The sequence below is a fragment of the Corynebacterium sp. HMSC059E07 genome (assembly GCF_001814395.1).
In the GTDB taxonomy this organism is placed as follows: Bacteria; Actinomycetota; Actinomycetes; order Mycobacteriales; family Mycobacteriaceae; genus Corynebacterium; species Corynebacterium hesseae.
Genome location: NZ_KV816288.1, coordinates 1 through 18,436, shown reverse-complemented (window position 1 = coordinate 18,436; position 18,436 = coordinate 1). Strand labels below are relative to the sequence as shown.

The window sequence follows — 18,436 nt, the reverse complement described above, 5'->3', positions numbered from 1 at the left end:
TACACTTCTCGGCATCCACATTTCAGACTAGTGAAGGAAGTTATGTCGAAGCCGGTCGTACTTATCGCCGATAAGCTTGCAGAATCCACCGTCGATGCTCTCGGGGACACAGTTGAAGTCCGCTGGGTTGACGGTCCCAACCGCGCGGAGCTGCTTGCCGCGGTGCCGGAGGCAGACGCCCTCCTCGTCCGCTCCGCTACGACCGTGGACGCGGAGGTGTTGACCGCAGCGAAGAACCTGAAGATTGTGGGGCGTGCCGGCGTCGGCTTGGACAACGTTGATATCCCCGCTGCCACCGAGCGTGGCGTCATGGTTGTCAACGCGCCGACCTCCAACATCCACTCCGCCTGCGAGCAGGCGATCGCGCTGCTTCTCGCCACCGCACGCCAGGTTCCGGCGGCGGATCAGTCCCTGCGCCAAGGTGAGTGGAAGCGTTCCTCCTTCAAGGGGGTTGAGGTATACGGCAAGACCATCGGCATCGTGGGTTTCGGTCACATCGGCCAGCTCTTTGCCCAGCGCTTGCTGGCATTTGAGACCACCGTCATCGCGCACGACCCTTATGCCAACCCGGCCCGTGCGGCAGCGCTGGGCGTGGAATTGGTGCCCCTTGAGGAGCTCATGTCTCGCGCTGACTTCGTGACCATTCACCTGCCCAAGACCCCGGAGACCGCCGGCATGTTTGACGCCGAGCTCCTAGCGAAGGCCAAGAAGGGGCAGATCATCATTAACGCCGCCCGCGGCGGCTTGGTCGATGAGGCAGCCTTGGCTGCTTCGATCAAATCCGGTCACCACCGCGGCGCTGGCTTCGATGTCTATGCCTCCGAGCCGTGCACAGATTCCCCGCTCTTCGAGCTTCCGCAAGTTACCGTCTCCCCGCACCTTGGCGCGTCTACGGTCGAGGCTCAGGATCGTGCGGGTACCGATGTGGCTGCCTCCGTGCTCAAGGCACTGGCCGGCGAATTCGTTGCCGATGCCGTCAACGTCGAAGGCGGCCGAGTCGGCGAAGAGGTTGCCGGCTGGTTGGATCTGACACGCAAGCTGGGCCTCGTTGCAGGCAACCTGTTGGACGCTGCGCCGGTTGCCGTCGAGGTGGAGGCTTGCGGCGAGCTGGCCAACGAGGATGTTTCGGCTCTTGGATTGTCCGCTGTTCGCGGGCTGTTTTCTGGCGTGGTCTCGGAGACCGTTACTTTTGTGAACGCGATGCAGATTGCTGAAAGCCGCGGCGTGAGCGTGGACGTCAAGACCAACGTGGAATCGAAGGGACACCGCTCCTCCGTGAGGGTCAAGGTTATCGGCCCCGACGGCTTGGTATCGCAGCTCACTGGTGCCCTGACTGGCATCGACGGCGTCGAGAAGATCATCCGCATCAATGGCCGTGGCGTCGACATGCGCGCTACGGGCCGCAACCTCTTCTTCTCCTACAAGGATGCCCCGGGTGCCTTGGGCACTGTGGGTACGAAGCTTGGCGCTGCCGGCATCAACATCGTGGCGGCTGCATTGACCCAGGGCAAGGATGTCTCCGATGCAGTCCTTATCTTGCGAGTTGAGCGCGAGGTGCCGGAGGAGCTTGTCGAGGAAATCAACGCGGCGCTGGGTGCTACCTGCCGCCAGCTTGATTTGGATGCCTAGTCTGGACAGCTGAACCTTTCATCCCAGCCCCCGTGAAGGACCGAGAACGGTTCTTTGCGGGGGTTTCGCCGCCCTCAAGGCAGAGGGGGTGGTACTCTCACATATATCCAATATGTGAGAAAGGAATCCCACAAAATGAAACTGGCAGTGATTGGCGGCGATGGAATCGGTCCCGAGGTAACCGCGGAAGCACTCAAGGTCCTGCGCGCGGTACGCCAGGACGTTGAGGTTACGGACTATGACCTTGGTGCACGACGCTACCTGCGCAACGGGGAGCTGCTTACTGACGCCGACCTGGCATCCCTGCGCGAACACGACGCCATCCTGCTCGGCGCCATTGGTGCGCCCGGTGAGGTCCCGCCCGGTGTGCTTGAGCGCGGGTTGCTGCTGAAGATGCGTTTCGCCCTGGACCATCACGTCAACTTGCGCCCCTCCAAGTTGTACCCGACGTCCACCTCTCCGCTGGCAAACCCGGGCGATATCGACTTTGTCGTCGTCCGTGAGGGCACCGAAGGTCTGTATTGCGGAAACGGCGGCACGCTGCGCGAAGGTACTGAACACGAGGTGGCCTCGGAGGTCTCCCAGAACACGCGCTTCGGCGTTGAACGCGTGGTGCGTGATGCCTTTCAGCGTGCGATGGGCCGCCGCAAGCACGTGACTTTGGTGCACAAGACCAATGTCCTTGTTAATGCCGGTGGCCTCTGGCAGCGCACGGTGGACGAGGTTGCGAAGGAATTCCCCGAGGTCACCGTAGATTACAACCACATCGATGCCGCAACGATCTACATGGTCACCGACCCAGCGCGCTATGACGTCATCGTGACAGACAACCTCTTCGGCGACATCCTGACCGACTTGGCGGGTGCAGTTACCGGCGGTATTGGTCTGGCTGCCTCCGGCAACATCGATGCCTCCGGCGCTAACCCCTCCATGTTCGAGCCGGTCCACGGCTCCGCCCCGGATATCGCAGGCAAGGGCATCGCGGATCCCACTGCGGCGATCCTGTCGGCAGCCATGCTGTTGCGCCACCTCGGGGATGAGGAGAACGCCGTGCGCATCGAGGAGGCCGTGGCTGCCGACGTCTCCTCCCGCGGCGACGCACAGGCGGGCACCACCGAAATTGGTGATCGAATCGCCTCCGCGCTCAGCGCCTAGCCCTGTATGGTTGGCGCATGAGCGTCGAAATAGACGAGGTCACCAGCTTCCTGGCCAAGAATGAGCCTTTCTCCCACCTGCTGGAGGAAGAGCTTAACGCGCTGTCCTCACAGTTGAGCATGATCTACCTGCGCCGAGGGGATATCCCAATCAAGCTGGGGCAAGAAAATGTCAACCTCCACATCATCCGCACCGGGGCGATTGATGTGCTGGGGGAGGACAGCATGCTGCTAGACCGCCGCGAATCCGGGCTCACCTTCGGTTATTCCACGCTGCAGGGGGAGCCGCACTCCGCTTATGAGATGGTCGCGGTAGAGGACAGCCTCGTCTTCACCCTGGCGCAGGAGGACTTCACCGAGTTGTCCCGCCGCAACCCCGACATTGCGCGTTTCTTTTCAGCGCAGTCTCGCCGGATCCGCGCCGCAGCACGCGAACTTTCTGAATCAACTTCGACCGACGTTTTACGCACGCCGCTGCGAGAGCTCACTCGTACCGACATATTGACTGCGCCGGCTGCCACCACCATCCGTGAAGCCGCGATGCTGATGACGGACCGCGGCGTGTCCTCACTGCTCGTTGTTACACCGGGTTCAGGTTCAGCCAAGCGTCTTGCCGGCATTGTGACCGACCGTGATCTGCGCACCCGCGTGCTCGCCGCGGAGCGTGACCCTGCTGAATCGGTGGAGGAGATCATGACGCCTCAGCCCCTCACGGTATCGGTAGATGCCCCCGCTATGGAGGCTCTGCTGCACATGGCGGAGCGCGGAATCCACCACCTGCCGGTGGTTAAAGAAGGCACCCTGCAGGGGATTGTTACGCAGTCGGACGTTACCCGGCTGCTGCACAATGATCCGGTCTACCTTGCGGCGGATCTTTCACGGCGCTCCAGTGTTGCGGAGCTGAATGGTGCCTTCAACGAGGCCACGCGCCTGGCCGGGCGCTTCGTGGAACGCGGCTCGACACCGGCGGAAGCCTCGAGCTTGGTCACGCTTGCCGCCGATGCTGTGGCACGGCGCCTGTGCACGCTCGCGGAGGAGGAACTTGGTCCTCCGCCTGTGGAGTATGCCTTCGTGGCCGTGGGCTCGCAGGGGCGGCGCGAAATGGCGCTGGCCTCGGATCAGGACAATGCGCTTGTCCTCGCGGATGATTATGATGCCAACGCGCACGGCGAGTATTTCGCTCGGCTTAGTACCTTCGTGTGCCAGGGCCTTGCCGCCGCCGGTCAGGCTCTGTGCCCTGGTGACATGATGGCCATGAACGCCGAGTGGCGGATGACGCGCTCCCAATGGATCGACACCTTCCGCAGATGGATCCGGGACCCCCAACCGGAGGCGCTGCTCAACGCGCAGATTTTCTTCGACTTCCGCGTGCTCTACGGAAGCGAGGAGCTGGCCCGCGAGGTTCACACTGCCGCCGTGGAGATGGGCAAGGGTGCGACGCGCCTGCACGCTCACCTGGCTAGCCTGGCCGCGCGCCGCGAGCCGCCGCTGACGCTCTTTCGCGGACTCGTGGTGGAGCGCGATGGCGATTATGCACATACCCTCGACATTAAAAAGGGAGGTACCGCGGGTATTGTCCAGATGGCCCGGCTCTTCGCCTTAGCATCCGGCTCCACGGTTGTGGACACCCGCCAGCGCCTGAGCGAAGCCGCCGGGAACGCGGTGAGCCGCCGCGGTGCACAGGAGCTTCTCGACGCCTTCGACTACCTCCGATCTCTTTCCTTCGAGCACCAAGCCCGACAGTTGCGGGAAGGGCACAAGCCGGACTACCACATTGACCCCAAGAGCTTGGGGCGGATGGACCGCGAGCACCTGCGCGATGCTTTCCGTGCGATCAAATCCATGCAGAACGCGCTTGCCACCAAGTACCCGGTGAGGAGTATCTAGATGTGGAGCCGGTGGAGCCGCCGCGCGGATTGGGGCGCGCCTGCACGAAGCACCCCGCTCGACGAGCTGGGATTGCTCGCCGTAGATATGGAGACCACGAGTCTTGATCCGCGCACAGGAAAGATTGTTTCTATCGGGTGGGTACCGGTGAACGGCGGTGTTATCGACCTATCTGGCGCCGGCTATACCGTGGTGCGCGGCGCGAAGGTGGCCGAAGATGCACATGTCCACCTGCTGACGCAGGAGGTTATTGATGCCGGCGAGGAACGCGAAGTGGCAATGAAACAGTTGCGAAAGGCCCTGAACGGCCGAGCGCTACTCGCTCACTTCGCACCTGTGGAGGTGGGTTTTATAGAAGCGGCTTCCAAAGAGATATTTGGTCAGGTCCCTCGGCTGAGCGTGGTTGATACCTTTGCTATCGAGCGGCGCCACATGGAACGTATGGGCACTTATCCTCGCGGCGAGGACCTGCGGCTTCCCCGAGTACGCGCAAGATACGGTTTGCCGCGCTATGGCAATCACAACGCGCTGAGTGATGCTTTGGCCTGCGCTGAGCTATATCTGGCGCAGCGGGGGAGCACGCGGGCGGTGACCTTGGGGGACGTCGCCAAGCGCTAGGCGGCCGAGCGGGCTCTGTTCCATAGGTTGGACGCCTGCGTTATTATCGCACTCTTTGCAAGCTTTACACCTAGCCCCTGAACGCGAGTGAAAAACCCTTGCGAGTAGTATGGCCGTCATGCGTTTAGGACGAATTGCTCACACCGAAGGTATTTGTTTCGCCATCATTGATGGCCCCGCCGACGCCCCACTTGACCAGTTGGTGGCCAAGGAAATCTCCGGCACCCCGTTTACCCCGCCGGAGCCAACTGGCCGCGAGTGGCCGCTGAGTGAGGTGCGCTTGCTGGCGCCGACCCTGCCCACCAAGGTCGTGGCGCTTGGCCGCAACTACGCCGACCACGTGGCTGAGGTCTTCAAGGAATCCGCGGAGCACCTCCCGCCGACGATCTTTATTAAGCCCTCCACCGCAGTCATTGGCCCCGGTGCCCCCATCAAGATCCCGGAGTTCGCCACCAACGTGGAGTTCGAGGGAGAGCTCGCGGTCGTGATCTCTAAGGTCTCGAAGAATATTGATCCGGAAAAGTGGCGTGATCACGTCGTTGGCTACACCATCTGCAACGATGTCTCTTCGCGCGACCTGCAGTTCCAGGATGGCCAGTGGGCACGTGCGAAGGGCATTGACACCTTCTGCCCGCTGGGCCCGTGGATCGAGACGGACCTGGACTGCATCGACCTCGATGACCAGAAGATCAACGCTTACCTGACCCACGATGGCAAGCGCGAGCAAAAGCAGGATTCCAACACCGACCAGATGATCGTGAAGATGGGCGGCATCATCGCGGAGATCTCGCAGTCTTACACGCTGCTGCCCGGCGATGTCATCACCACAGGTTCCCCGGCTGGTACGGCGCCGATGGTGCCGGGCGATACCATCGAAATTGAGATCCCCGGCGTGGGCAGCCTGACCAACCCGATTGAGCGCGCCTAAAGGCCGAGTGCTTTGAGAATGGTGCGCAACTTCGCCGTGGTTTCCTGAAGCTCGGCCGTCGGGTCGGAATCCACGACGATTCCGCCGCCCGCCCACGCGCGGGCGGAGAGCCCATCGCCGGCCACCTCGGCGCAGCGGATGGCCACCATGTACTCGCCATCGCCGGAGTCATCGCACCAGCCCACTGCACCGGCGTAGAAGCCGCGGTCGGCTTCGGCGGTTTCGATCAGCGCTTGCGCGGCTTCCGTGGGGGTGCCGCAGATGGCGGGGGTGGGGTAGATCAGCTCGGCCAGTTCGAGTGCCGTGAAATTCGAATCCTTCAGTGTTCCCGCAATCGGGGTCCCCAGATGCCACATCTCGTTCGTGGAGGTCAGCTGCGGGGTGGTGGGGGCATCGAGAGTCCTGCACAGCGGCTGCAGGATCCGGCGGATGTGGTCCACGACGAAGGCATGCTCGCGCAGATCCTTGCCTGAGTTCTGGAGGTCTTGACCGGCCTTGATATCGTGTGCCTTATCGGCCTGGCGGGGCGCCGAGCCAGCTAGGGGGAAGGCCGTAACCGTTGAGCCTTGCTTCTTAATCAACACTTCCGGGGAGGAGCCCACGAGCATAGAACCCGGGCGCCCCGCCGGCGAGAGGTCGGCGATGAAGCCATCGCGGTTCGAGGATAGATCGATCAACCGCGCGGCCACGAGGAGCGGATCCACCGGAGCATTGAACTCAATGTCAACGGCGCGAGCAAGAACCACCTTGTCCAGCTTGGAGGCTTCGATCGTAGCGATGGCGGCCTCAATGCGGCGCAGGTGCTCTTCCGGCTCCGGATCAAAACCGGTCACGCGCGCATTGAGCTTGCCGCAGCGGTAGTAAGCATGGGGCTCAAGAGGCCCGTCCTCACGAATGATGCTGCGCGGCACGGTGAGCGCAGCTGGGTCGCCCTTGTGAAAGGGAAGTGCGCCGACGACCATGGGCGCGCTGCCGTCGTGTAGTGCGGACACTGCGTCATCGACATCAGTAAAGGTGGTGGTTGAACCTTGGGTACGCACAGACCCCGTCGCGCGGGACAGGAGGAAGTCGGGGGCGGTAGAGGGTCTGTTTTCACACATAAGGAATAACTCTAGTTCCTTCCGCTGCTAGCGCCGAAACCAGATCCCTTGCTTTTGTGATATGACCGGTATCGAGGTGCTAGTCGCGATTGCGCGGGCGGAAGAACTGCACGGCAACAAACAGCCCGATACCAAGTAGCAGGGCCAGGGAGCCCATGCCTGCGAGAAAGCCTGCCCAGAAGCCGACCATCGGGGCTCCATAGCTCATGGCCTGGATGTTTTCGGCGTCAGCATAGTCTTCGTTGGAGTCGGACGCAGAGCGCTGTTGCTGTGCTTCCTGCTTTGCGCCGCGTTCCCGGTTGGCAGCGGTGTTGCGCGTGGAGCCTTTTTCTCCTGAGGAAGCAGTGCTTGGCGACGCCCCACGGTGTGCCGAATCTCTCTGTCCTTGCGCTGTGTGGGCTACACCGTTCTGTGCTGAGTTCTGGGACTGCGACACTGAGCGCTGGCCATCAGCTGGGCGTTCAGTACTGGGCTCTTTAGACGTTGATGATGCTCCCGGTTGTGCTTTACTGCGCGCACTCGGACGCGTGGAGTGCCGCGAATCCTGAGCCCGATTTGTTTCGGAGGGTTTTCCACCGTTGAGGAGGGTATCTGCCTCCTTGAGTGTTTTGTCCATAGTCTTATCCAGCTGGGCGACGGACTTGGAAGTGTCATTGATGTCTTTGGCCAGTTGCTGCGGCCGGTTCTTCGGGCTGCCCGAGCCAGCATCGTCGCCTTCGCTGGAGCCCCACTCCAATCCGCAGAGGTCGGAGGCATCGGCGTCGCCGACCAGGAACGGTACGTCGATGGAGTGCTCAGAGCCATCGTTGAGCGTAAACGTAAAGGTAGCGGCGTAAGCCCCCGGTTCGGTGAAGATTATCCCGGTGTGGCTGTGGAAGTGATCGGGGTAGTCCCAAGTGATATCCGGGTTATCTGAATCAAAGAGCACGGTGGGCTCAGCGCCCACAGAGTTCTGGAAACCCACCATGCGCCCGCCGTCCGGCGCGGCGTGCAGCGTTAAGGAAAGGGTGGCGTCGGCTGCCGCAGCCTCGTCGAGGTAGCTGGTGTTGAATCCAACCCAGGGGATATCCGGGTTCTGGGTTTGGGGAATCTGCCAGCCTTTCGATGGGACGTCGTTGCCTGCGGATTCTTCGAAGGCGGCGTTGCTGCCCACCTCCACGTAAAACTCGCCGGAGGTGTAGTCCTTGCCTGACTCGTCATCGCGGGCCAAGAAGGAGGGGTTTCCGGAATCTCCGACCAATGCTAGGTCTTGGTGTCCACGGGTAAAGGCGTGCAGGGAGTCGGCATCGCAGGAGGCCTCGCTCGCGTGCTCTTCGGCGAGGGCTGGCGGTGCAGCGGCCACCAACGGCGGTGTGCTGAGAGCTAGTGCAGCGACAGCGGTCAGGGTAAGCGGGCGGAAGTTCATACGTGTCATATGGAAAGAGTTCATGCGGACAAGGTCTCCTTCGAGGTGTGTGATTGCGAGGTGGATGCCGCATCGCGGCGGGAATGCAGTAGAGGGGAGAGTGCCCACGCCACAAGGAAGCAGGCGGTAAGCAGCAGCACGATGGTTGCGCCGGCGGGAAGATCGATGGCCCATGCAAGGTAGATTCCGAAGAAGCTGCCCAGCGAACCGATCACCGCGGAGGCGATCATCATTGACCCCAGCGAGTCACAGAGCAGCCTGGCGGTCGCGGCTGGGGTGATGAGGAGGGCCAGGACGAGGACATTGCCGATGGTTCCCACGGAGATAACCACCGCGCCCGTGACGCAGAGGTAAAGCACGATGTCTAGAACAAAGACGGGAAGCCCCATGGCGCGGGCGGTTTCTTTGTCTAGGCAGGTGGCTGTGAGCTGGGGGCCGAGGAGCAATACTGTGGCCACGATAAGCACCGAGACGGTGAACGCGGTGTAGAGATCAGCGTGGGAGACACCCGTCAGCGAGCCGAAAAGAAAGCTGGTGAGCGAAGCAGTGTAACCCTCCACGCGTGAGATGATCACCATGCCGAGCGCAAAGGAAGCGGCAAAGAAGATGCCGATGACGGAATCTTCGCGCACAGTTCGCCGCTGGGAGAAGCACGCGATGAGCACGGCCACCGCGCAACCCGCCACGGCGCCGCCCAGCAGTACTGACCCGTGAAGTGCGAAGGCGATGGCCAGACCCGGGAACACAGCGTGGGACACTGCATCGCCGATGAAGGCCATTCCACGCAGCACGACGTAGCACCCCACCACGCCGCACACGATTGCGGCGAGAAGGGAGATCCCTACTGCGCGGGCGAGGAAGTCCAAGTGCGGGTTGGTGAGGTCTTGGAAGAACTCAACTAGCGAGATGTCGATCATGCCGCCACCCCAATCGCGGAGAGCAGGGGTGAGGAGGCTGAGACCCCGAAGGTGGTGCTCCAGGGCTGCGGGGTTAAGCGCAAGGTTTCCGCCGGGCCGTCAGCGATGATGCCCCGGTTGAAGAGCACAAGCCGTGAGCAGGAATGCACGGCCTCTGAGAGGTTGTGCGTGGACATGACAACGCTGGTGCCATCCGTAGTGAGCTTGTCAAAAAGAAGCAAGAGCTCCTCGGTATTGGGGGCGTCGAGGCCGGTGAAAGGTTCGTCGAGAAGCAGCACCTCTGGTTCGCAGGCTAAGGCGCGGGCGATGAGGACGCGCTGGCGTTGCCCGCCGGAAAGTTGGGCTATAGGACGCCGTGCGAATTCTTCCAGGTTGGTCAGCTCGATGGCGCGCCGTGCGGCCTCCTTATCGAGGCGCCCTGGGCGCCGGAACCACCCCACTAGTCCAGTGCGCCCACTCAGCACCGCCTTGGCCACGCTGATGGGAAAGTCCCACTCCACGTCGTGGCGCTGCGGGACATAGCCAAGCGAGGTGGTCACGTCGATGGTCCCGGTAAAGGGCACGAGGCCTAAGACAGCGCGCATGAGCGTGGTTTTGCCAGCGCCGTTCGGGCCGAGGAGCCCGATAAACTCGCCAGGGTTAACAGAAAAGCTTGCCCCGTCGATGACGCGGCGGCCGGACAGCGATACGGACAGATCGTTCACCGTAATGAAGGGATTAGCCACGCCGCCCACCCTTCGCGCGCACGACCGCGATGATGGCACCGATGAGCACTAGGACGCCTACGCCCGCGAGCACCCAGATCCACGTCGGCACCGATGCCGACATAGAGCCGGATGTGGCGGAGGACTCGGCATTGGGGTCCCATTCCACGGCCTGTGCTTGCGCAACGTCGGCGTCATCGCCCACGGCGAAGGTCAAGGTGGCTTCGGCAGCAACCTCTTTTCCGGCGCTTTCTCCTGCGCCCTCGCCGCTCATGCGGACCCGGATCTGGTGAATGCCGGGCTCGGTGAACACCCAATTGGCGTGGGTATGAGTGCCCAAGTCCACCCAGAAGCCTTCTGAGTCCCCGGTTGCTGTAGACCACAGCAGCTGAGGTTCTTCGAAGCCGCCGTTTTGCAGGAAGAGGGAGAAGTCACCCGGGCCTTGGTGCCCGAGGAACTCCATGGTCACTCCTCGCTCAACATTGTCTGCCAATGAGGGAGCTTGGGTATTCCAGCCCAACCACGGAACGTCAGCCTGCTCCGTTTGCGGTACGACCCACACCTGCGAGCCAGGTTCTGCGCCAACGAAGGAGAATGCCTTGTCCTCCGGCAGAGTCAACAGGGCGTTGTCACCCACCTGGAAGACCACATCCTCGGGCTGGCGCCACACGGGTGTTTCAGCCGAATCATCGCGAGCGAGGAACTCAGCTTGGCCTTCGGAGAGCAGGAGCCCTAGGTCGACGTGGCCGTGATCGATGGTGGCAGCCGTTCCAGGCGCGGCTACCTCTTCGTTAGCGCTGACCACCTGGGCGAGATCTCCGGCGAAGGCAGCGGCCGGTGCGAAAGCCAAGGCCGCGGCGGTAAGTGCTGCCGCAAGCGGCATAGTGACGTTTCGGATGGTGAGTTTAGACATGAGATTCCTTTGTTGTGTTGCTGAGACAGCGGTTGAGTGAGTGCGCGTTGAAGCGCAAGAGGTCGATATACGTCGGAACGGCGTCATCAAGCGTGTCGCCGTAAATCGGGCATACAGCCACCCCGAGGGAATCGGCGGCTTCCCGGATGACATCCGCGCTGGCTTGTTGCGTCGGTTCCACGAATACGGCGGGAAGCTCGAGGTTCTCCAAGGTGCGGCGCAGAGCGATGACATCGCGCGGCGAGGGCTCGATGGCCGGGTTCGGAGTAACGAAGCCCGCGATATCAATGCCGTAGCCTTGCTCCAAGTAGGCATAACCGTGATGCGGCGTAACCAGGTGGCGGTTGCGCTCCGGGATGGCGGAGATGAGCCGTCTTACTTCGGCATCGGCTTCCCGCAATTGCGTGATGTAGTCCTGTGCGCGGGCGCGGTAATCCGCGCCGTGCGAGGGGTCTGCCTGGGCAAGCTGTTCAGCGATGACCTCGGTAAAACTGACAACGTTGGCGGCGTTATGCCACAGGTGCGGGTCCACCTCACCGTGAATGTGTTTCCCTAACACCGCCTGCGGCAGGAGATAGGTTTCATCGCCTGGACGGCCCAAGAAACGGTAGGAGGGATCCGACGGGATCTCCTGCAGCGCGGAGTTAGGGACGCGCAACACCGTGGTTTTCGGATCAAAACGCTCGCCTTGGTCCTCTAAGTCGAGTTTTCCTGTAGCCATGTCAGCGGTGATATCCACGTGGCCCGCATCGATTTCGCGCATCCCCTTAGGTGCGCTTACGCCCACCGCCACTGTGAATTCCTGCGGGGAGCCATCGTGAGCGCCAAAGCTCATCCTGTAGATACCGGGCCTGCTAAAAGCCCAGGACACGTGCGTGTGGGCGTTGGCTGGCAGCGTCGTGGAATCCTCGTGCGGATCTATCCCATCGGCGGTGTTAAAAAGGACCTCTGGCGTACCGAATGTCGAGACCACGTAGGCGGCGGCATCGCCCGGGCCTTCTGCGTCGATCAGGCGCAGGTCGACGCTTGAGGTCCCCAGGGGCGCGTTGCGCACGCGCAACCCCAGCCACACGGCGTCGAGTGCGATGTTCTCCACCAGCGGGACCAGCTTCGCTCCACGCGTGGAGGCCTGATCCGCCACCTCCGTGACGGGCACATCCGAGGACTCCTTCATGGACTTCAGCAGATTCTGTGGCTCGAGAAGGAACCCGTTGGACAACAGTACGTCTGCGTTTGCGATGTCCCGCACCGAGCGCAGGCTCGGTTCAAAGGTATGGGGATCCTTTCCCGCGGGGATCAGGGTCGTCACCGTGGCGTCATGTCCGGCCACATGCTTGGCGACGTCCCCCAGTATCGGTGTCGTCGCCACCACCTTCACCTTTGCATCGTCTCCGCTGGCAGTGTTCGCGCAGCCACTCAGCGCTGAGGCGCCGAGAGAGATGGCGGAAAGAATCGCGGTGCACGCCATCCGAGTGCGTACTTTCCGAGACATCAGTCGCGGCCCCTCAGCAGCGCGAGGCGCGCTAGCGCCAGGCCCAGCACAAGCATTCCCAGGCCGAGGATGCCGATGCCCCACGGCAACAGGTTTTGCCCGCTGTCGTAGTAGCCGGCCGCAGCCACCGTGTCCACATTCTCCCCGTCCGCGGTTTCGGCGGATCGGTGAGAAGGCTTGCGCTCCTTCCTTTCCCCGCGAGCTGTGCGGTCTTTACGCTCCTTGTTGTGGGCCTGTTGTTTGGTGTCTTTGGCACCGGCAGCGGTGGCCGATCTGCGGGCAGCGCCTCCAGAGCTGCCGGCTCCGGTGCTTCCAGCGTGAGAGCGTGAGCCGGAGTTGGAGGAAGCAGATTGCTCAGGGGAGGCGGCGCCTTGCGCAGCCCCGTGGTCATCGTCGGCACCGTCAGTGCCATCATCGACGCTGGATTCCTCGTCCCCGGAATCCTGGGGAGCGGCTTCGCCGTCGCCGACGTCCCAGGTATAGGTGACCTGATTACTCGTGTCGCCGTTGGATTCAGCCTGAACAGTCATGGTGTACGTACCAGGTTCGCTAAACGCCCAATTGACGTGGCGGTGCGCCGGGTAAGCCTGATTGATGACGTCACCGGACACCAAGTCGAGCTCGCCGGCGTCCGTGACCGGTTGAATATCACCAAAGCCTGCGGTTTCGAAGATGAAAATGTCGCCGGGCCCGGTGACCTCAACAAATTCGAAGTTCACGTCCTTATATCCAGCAGATTGGGCCGCTTGCGTATCCCAACCCGGCCACAGGAGTGAGCTGTCCTGGGTCTGGGGGAGGTAGTACGTCGGTGTGCCGATGCCATCGATGCGCTCGGTCGCCTCGCTCCATGCCTCCTCAGCCACCTTGAGGGTGACATCGTTACCGGGCCTGATGACGCCACTACCAGTTACGTCTTCCTTCATCGACAGCGTCAGCTGACCATCCGGCGCGGAGACATAGAAGGCATCCACGTGCCCAGAATCTATAACCTCGCTTTCGGCGCGGGCAGTCGCTGGAAAGCCAAAGACGGACACGAGAAGTGTCATGGCGATGGCGCACACGGCGGCATTGAATGTTTTCAGCGGTGCGGAATGCAATCGAAGTGTCCTTTCTAGCGGTGAAGTAGACCGTTGAAGCGGGCCTCGATCTGGGCTCTGTGGTCGTTGTAGAAATTGAAAAGGCGTTGGAAAATGAGGGCCACGACGACCGGAAGCACTAATCCCCACAGGCTGTCGAGCTTGGGCTTAGAGGACGTCGTCCCCTTATCTCCACTGGGCTTCGTGTTTCCTGGCTTCTTGCCGCCGGGTGTGTCGGTGCCTTCGCCTTCGCTTCCTCCCTTGGAGCTTGCGCAGTCCTTGATTGCGGCGTCTCCGGCCGCGACGGTGAGCACCTGGGGTTCGGAGGAAATTTCTTTGCCATCGGCGGTGGTGGCCGTGTAGCTGACTTCGAGTTTGTAGATACCCGGCTTGGTAAAGACCCAATTGCTGTGGGTATGCGAGGCAAAAGTGGTCTCGATGGACAAGTCCCCCTCCGCTGAGTTGATCAGCGGGGTAAAACCTTTGCCTAATCCTTCAGTAGTGAAGAGCCCAATTTCTGCGCCTTCAGGCTTCTCGACGGGCTTAATATTGAGCATGACCTTGCCGTCTTTATAGTCCTTATAGTTGAGAGCTTGGGTGTTGTATCCCGGCCAGATGATGCTCTGCTCTTGGGTTTGGGGGAGGAGGAAGAATTTCTCCTTGCCCAGGTAGTCGAATTCCTTGCCGTTGAGCGCGGCGGGGCGGGAGCGCAGGGCGTTGTCGTGTACTGCGAGGACGACGTCGTCAAGCGGGCGCTCGACGGTCTTCTTATCCACGATGGCCGTTTCATCCTTGAGGCGGGTGAGAAACTTATCGCCGTCACGGGATACCGAAATATCGACGTGTCCGTGGTCGAGCACTGCCTTGTCGGCGCAGACACCGGTGTTGTCGCCGGGTTCGGGCTGAGGAGTGTTATCTGGGGCTGGCGCAGGAGCCTGAGCCCCAGCGCCGAGTTTGCCCACGCGCTCGTACGTTTTTCCGAAAGCGAAATTGTCGGTCAGCGTGATGCTGCCGGAGTCTTGCGTGATGCTTGGGTGCGGAAGAATATCGAGGCGCACGGTATTGCCGTTGAAGTTTGCATCGGCACCGACGACAAATTCCGCGCGGCCGCGGGTGATAGTGCCGTCGAAATCGATGTCCGGAAGCGAGCTTCTCTTACTAAAGAAGCCACCGTGCACGTAGCCTTCCAGGTTTTTATCGGCTGCCTCCAGGATGATGCGGGTGGCGTCTTCGCCCTCCGGAACGGCGCGCGCGGACAGTCCCGTGTCAGATAGCGAAACCTCTTCTCCGGAGAAGAGTTGACGGGGGTTTGTAGTCTCGGTCCAGGACTCCGCGGACGTCTTCGATGTGGTGGCTACTTCTGCACCCTCGGAGTACTTGAGCTGCTCGGATACCCACCGCGGGCTGCCATCTTCTGGGGTGTACACCGCCTGAATCTCGGAGGATTCTGGGCCTAGGAACTCGTCAAAGTGTGCCTTGCCATCTTTCACGGCTAGATCGGTGAGGAAGTAGCCGTCGATAAGCAGCGTGAGCGTGCCGTTACTGCCCCCAGTGAAGTCGATGGAGGAAAGCCGCTCATCTCCATCTTTGTCACGGGACTTGGCAGGGGCGATGCGCAAGCGATAGTCCTTCTGGCTAGCATCCCCTGCGGATACCTGTTCGAAGCGCTCCTTGAGGGAGGGAGTGCTGTGGTCTGACGGGCGCTGCCCGCCGACCTGAATGGACGTGGTTGTCGGCTTGGAGGAAATGAACTCGCCGTCTTTGTTTCGCGCGGTGGTTTGGTATGTGAACTGGTAGCGCCCGGGTTTGGAAAAGACAGTGAAGTTGTGGGTATGCGTGCCACTAGTCAGCCACGCGGAGTGAGGTGCGCCCTCCGACGTGCCAAAGAATCGTTGCAGCCCGCCAGGGCCGGGGTAGTAGCCAAACATCTCTACTTCGCCCGGTCCATCGACGCTTAACAGGTCGAGGGAGGCGATGTTATCGCGGAAGCTGTCGACAGGCAGCTCAGTGTCGGCGCCAAAGCCCATCCATACCGGGTCCAGGCTGCCCTGCACGCTGGCAGGGGCCATGTAATAGGTTTCGCCCGGCTTCCCCAGGAAGGAGAGCGCAGGGTCTTCAGGCACGGTGAACTGGTATTGGTTCGTGCCGTTTTGGTCCCAGCCTTTGCCTACCCACGTGACGGTGTCGGCGAGGTCGTGGTCAGACTCGGCTGAATGGCTCTTGAGGTTAAGAGAATCGTCTTCCCAGAATGCTTTGGGGGAATCGATGTGCGTTTGGGTGGCGACGTGTTTGCCGTCGTCAGGGCCGGCTACGGCGGTAGCGGGGGAGAAGAGAAGTGTGGCGCAGGTAAGCAGCGCCACGGAGCGAGTTCGAGCCACAGTGTGGAACCTTTCTTCAGTTCTGTCGAGAGAGTTTCACTATAGGGAATGGAAATCAATTCCGTTTAGTCTGGATCGAAAACCCAGTTCACGCTTAGTGGAAACTGGGTTCAATTACCCCCAAGTGGGGCGGGCGGTGCAGCAACTCGGCGCTGAACTACGATGGTTGACATGACTGAAACAACTTCCGACGTCCGCGTACGTTTTTGCCCGTCGCCCACAGGAACGCCCCACGTGGGCATGGTCCGCACGGCGCTGTTCAACTGGGCCTATGCCCGCCACACCGGCGGCAAGCTCATCTTCCGCATCGAGGACACCGATGCCGCTCGTGACTCCGAGGAGTCCTTCCAGGCCATCATTGATTCGCTGAACTGGCTCGGCTTGGGCTGGGATGAAGGCGTCAATGTGGGTGGTCCGGACGAGCCGTACCGTCAGTCGCAGCGCATGGATATTTATGCTGATGTCCTGCAGAAGCTCAAGGATGGCGGCTATGTCTACCCGGCTTATTCCACCAATGAAGAAGTGCAGGCGCGCCACAAGGCAGCCGGCCGCGACCCCCAGCTTGGCTACGACAACTTTGACCGCGACCTCACTCAGGAGCAGATCGATGCCTTTGAGGCGGAAGGCCGAAAGCCGGTGTGGCGCCTCCGCATGCCGGACAGGGATTGGACTTGGAATGACTTGGTGCGTGGAGAGCTGACTTTTAAGTCGGAGACCCAGCCGGATTATGTGGTGGCCCGCTCCAATGGCGCACCGCTCTACACGTTGGTTAACCCCGTCGATGACGCGCTCATGGGGGTTACGCACGTGTTGCGCGGCGAAGATCTGCTGTCATCCACTCCGCGCCAGCTCGCCCTCTATGAGGCGCTCATTGAGTTGGGCATTGCCAAGCAGACCCCGGAGTTCGGCCACCTGCCGTTCGTGATGGGTGAGGGCAACAAAAAGCTGTCCAAGCGCGATCCGCAGTCCAACCTGTTCAACCACCGCGATGCGGGCATCATCCCGGAGGGCATGCTCAACTACCTGTCCCTGCTGGGCTGGTCCCTTTCCGCGGACAAGGACATCTTCTCCGTCGATGAGCTCATTGCCAACTTCGATGTGCACGACGTCCTGGGCAACCCCGCCCGTTTCGACCAGAAGAAGCTGGAGGCCATCAACGCCGACCACATTCGTTTGCTGGAGCCGGCTGACTTTGCCCAGCGCCTGCGGGATTACCTCACCGAGTACACCGACTTCCCTGCGGATTACCCGGAAGACAAGTTCGCCTTCGCCGCCGACCTGGTGCAGACCCGCATTAAGACGCTGTCTGACGCTTACGGGCTTATGTCCTTCCTGACCACGCCGGACGCTGAGCTGGAGCTCGATGCCAAGGCGGCGAAGAAGAACCTCAAGGAGGAGGCTGTTCAGTCTCTCGAGGTCTCCATTGCGAAGTTGGAGGAGCTCGGGGAGTGGAAGACCGAAGAGATTGAAAAGGTTCTCTCTGGCGCGCTTATCGACGACCTCGGTCTCAAGCCCCGCAAGGCCTACGGCGCCCTGCGCGTCGCGGTCTCGGGACAGCAGGTTTCCCCGCCGCTGTTCGAGTCCATGGAGCTGCTGGGCAAGGGGTCCACGCTGGCTCGCCTTAAGGCAGCTCTGGCCGTGACTCCGTGGAGCGCTGAGTAGTCTCAGGCGCTAGTCTCACAGGCTTGTAATTTCGGGGCATTAAGAATCGTTCTTAATGCCCCGAAAATGCTATCTGGCCTGGCGATTTGTGTGTATCGGTGGTGCTGGATATAGTAATAAACCGTTGCAGCGAGCAGCGAGGGGTTAAGCCCCAAGCAAGTTCAAAGCGACAATGGCCTATGGTGTAATTGGCAACACAACGGTTTCTGGTACCGTCATTCTAGGTTCGAGTCCTGGTAGGCCAGCAGTGATAACTGCGCAAAGAGCAGCGGCACTTTGCAGTCAGCGGTCACAGTTCTATGCCCCGTTCGTCTAGCGGCCTAGGACGCCGGCCTCTCACGCCGGTAACACGGGTTCAAATCCCGTACGGGGTACCATCCGTGCTTACACATACTAGTACGTAAGTTATTGGAGAAAGCCAGGTCTTCGGACCTGGCTTTTCCTGTTTCTCGGGCTTAAGGGACATTTCGTGTGGATTTGCGGCGTGTCGCACTAAGGGACATTTCGTGTGGATTTAGGAGCGTCCGGCCCAGCCTTTTCTTAAGCCCTAAGCTGGGGTTCCATTCGTTGTCG

General features: G+C 61.2%; 14 protein-coding genes and 2 tRNA genes. 8 read left to right on the top strand and 8 right to left on the bottom strand.

What is annotated here, in order from left to right; all coding sequences use genetic code 11:
* Positions 1–42 precede the first annotated feature (42 nt).
* From serA to HMPREF2967_RS04810, 5 genes are all read left to right on the top strand, one after another.
* A complete protein-coding gene (gene serA, locus HMPREF2967_RS04830; RefSeq protein ID WP_070528608.1) occupies positions 43–1,629 on the top strand; it encodes a phosphoglycerate dehydrogenase in 1,587 nt (528 codons plus the stop codon).
* 135 nt (positions 1,630–1,764) lie between these two features.
* Complete coding sequence (locus tag HMPREF2967_RS04825) at positions 1,765–2,784, top strand: 3-isopropylmalate dehydrogenase (RefSeq protein WP_070685221.1); 1,020 nt, start codon at positions 1,765–1,767, stop codon at positions 2,782–2,784.
* 17 nt (positions 2,785–2,801) lie between these two features.
* Positions 2,802–4,670: a DUF294 nucleotidyltransferase-like domain-containing protein gene (locus HMPREF2967_RS04820; RefSeq protein ID WP_070685219.1), complete on the top strand. Its 1,869-nt coding sequence runs from the start codon at positions 2,802–2,804 to the stop codon at positions 4,668–4,670.
* Positions 4,671–5,288: an exonuclease domain-containing protein gene (locus HMPREF2967_RS04815; protein ID WP_070564331.1), complete on the top strand. Its 618-nt coding sequence runs from the start codon at positions 4,671–4,673 to the stop codon at positions 5,286–5,288.
* 118 nt (positions 5,289–5,406) lie between these two features.
* Positions 5,407–6,216 (top strand): fumarylacetoacetate hydrolase family protein, encoded by an 810-nt coding sequence (locus HMPREF2967_RS04810; RefSeq protein WP_185963178.1) that lies wholly within the window; start codon positions 5,407–5,409, stop codon positions 6,214–6,216.
* On the opposite strand, the gene HMPREF2967_RS04805 is transcribed toward HMPREF2967_RS04810, so the two are convergent.
* The 8 genes from HMPREF2967_RS04805 to HMPREF2967_RS04770 all read right to left on the bottom strand — a co-directional run bounded on the left by HMPREF2967_RS04805 (position 6,213) and on the right by HMPREF2967_RS04770 (position 16,201).
* Positions 6,213–7,316, bottom strand: a complete 1,104-nt coding sequence (locus HMPREF2967_RS04805; protein WP_070683071.1) for an isochorismate synthase — start codon at positions 7,314–7,316, stop codon at positions 6,213–6,215. The two genes, HMPREF2967_RS04810 and HMPREF2967_RS04805, sit on opposite strands and share 4 nt — an antisense overlap.
* A 79-nt stretch (positions 7,317–7,395) precedes the next feature.
* Positions 7,396–8,745 (bottom strand): choice-of-anchor M domain-containing protein, encoded by a 1,350-nt coding sequence (locus tag HMPREF2967_RS04800; RefSeq protein WP_070685217.1) that lies wholly within the window; start codon positions 8,743–8,745, stop codon positions 7,396–7,398.
* Positions 8,742–9,638: an anchored repeat-type ABC transporter permease subunit gene (locus HMPREF2967_RS04795; RefSeq protein WP_070622866.1), complete on the bottom strand. Its 897-nt coding sequence runs from the start codon at positions 9,636–9,638 to the stop codon at positions 8,742–8,744. The genes HMPREF2967_RS04800 and HMPREF2967_RS04795 overlap by 4 nt, the downstream gene beginning before the upstream one ends.
* On the bottom strand, positions 9,635–10,363 hold the full coding sequence (locus HMPREF2967_RS04790; RefSeq protein WP_070683074.1) for an anchored repeat-type ABC transporter ATP-binding subunit: 729 nt from the start codon (positions 10,361–10,363) through the stop codon (positions 9,635–9,637). Before HMPREF2967_RS04790 ends, HMPREF2967_RS04795 begins: the two co-directional genes overlap by 4 nt.
* Entirely contained in the window at positions 10,356–11,255 is a 900-nt protein-coding gene (locus HMPREF2967_RS04785) for a choice-of-anchor M domain-containing protein (protein ID WP_070685215.1), read from the bottom strand. The genes HMPREF2967_RS04790 and HMPREF2967_RS04785 overlap by 8 nt, the downstream gene beginning before the upstream one ends.
* The gene (locus HMPREF2967_RS04780) at positions 11,248–12,747 is read right to left on the bottom strand and encodes an anchored repeat ABC transporter, substrate-binding protein (RefSeq protein ID WP_070685214.1); all 1,500 of its coding nucleotides are present in this window, start codon (positions 12,745–12,747) and stop codon (positions 11,248–11,250) included. Before HMPREF2967_RS04780 ends, HMPREF2967_RS04785 begins: the two co-directional genes overlap by 8 nt.
* Positions 12,747–13,844: a choice-of-anchor M domain-containing protein gene (locus HMPREF2967_RS04775; protein WP_070685213.1), complete on the bottom strand. Its 1,098-nt coding sequence runs from the start codon at positions 13,842–13,844 to the stop codon at positions 12,747–12,749. Before HMPREF2967_RS04775 ends, HMPREF2967_RS04780 begins: the two co-directional genes overlap by 1 nt.
* Positions 13,845–13,858: 14 nt before the next feature.
* Positions 13,859–16,201, bottom strand: coding sequence for a choice-of-anchor M domain-containing protein (locus tag HMPREF2967_RS04770; RefSeq protein ID WP_070685212.1), 2,343 nt, complete (start codon positions 16,199–16,201; stop codon positions 13,859–13,861).
* A gap of 162 nt (positions 16,202–16,363) precedes the next feature.
* On the opposite strand from HMPREF2967_RS04770, the gene gltX reads away from it, so the two are divergent.
* The 3 genes from gltX to HMPREF2967_RS04755 all read left to right on the top strand — a co-directional run bounded on the left by gltX (position 16,364) and on the right by HMPREF2967_RS04755 (position 18,240).
* Positions 16,364–17,863: a glutamate--tRNA ligase gene (gene gltX, locus HMPREF2967_RS04765; RefSeq protein WP_083312584.1), complete on the top strand. Its 1,500-nt coding sequence runs from the start codon at positions 16,364–16,366 to the stop codon at positions 17,861–17,863.
* Positions 17,864–18,036: 173 nt separating this feature from the next.
* Positions 18,037–18,108 (top strand) — tRNA-Gln (locus HMPREF2967_RS04760).
* A gap of 56 nt (positions 18,109–18,164) precedes the next feature.
* A tRNA-Glu gene (locus tag HMPREF2967_RS04755) sits at positions 18,165–18,240 on the top strand.
* Positions 18,241–18,436: the final 196 nt, after the last annotated feature.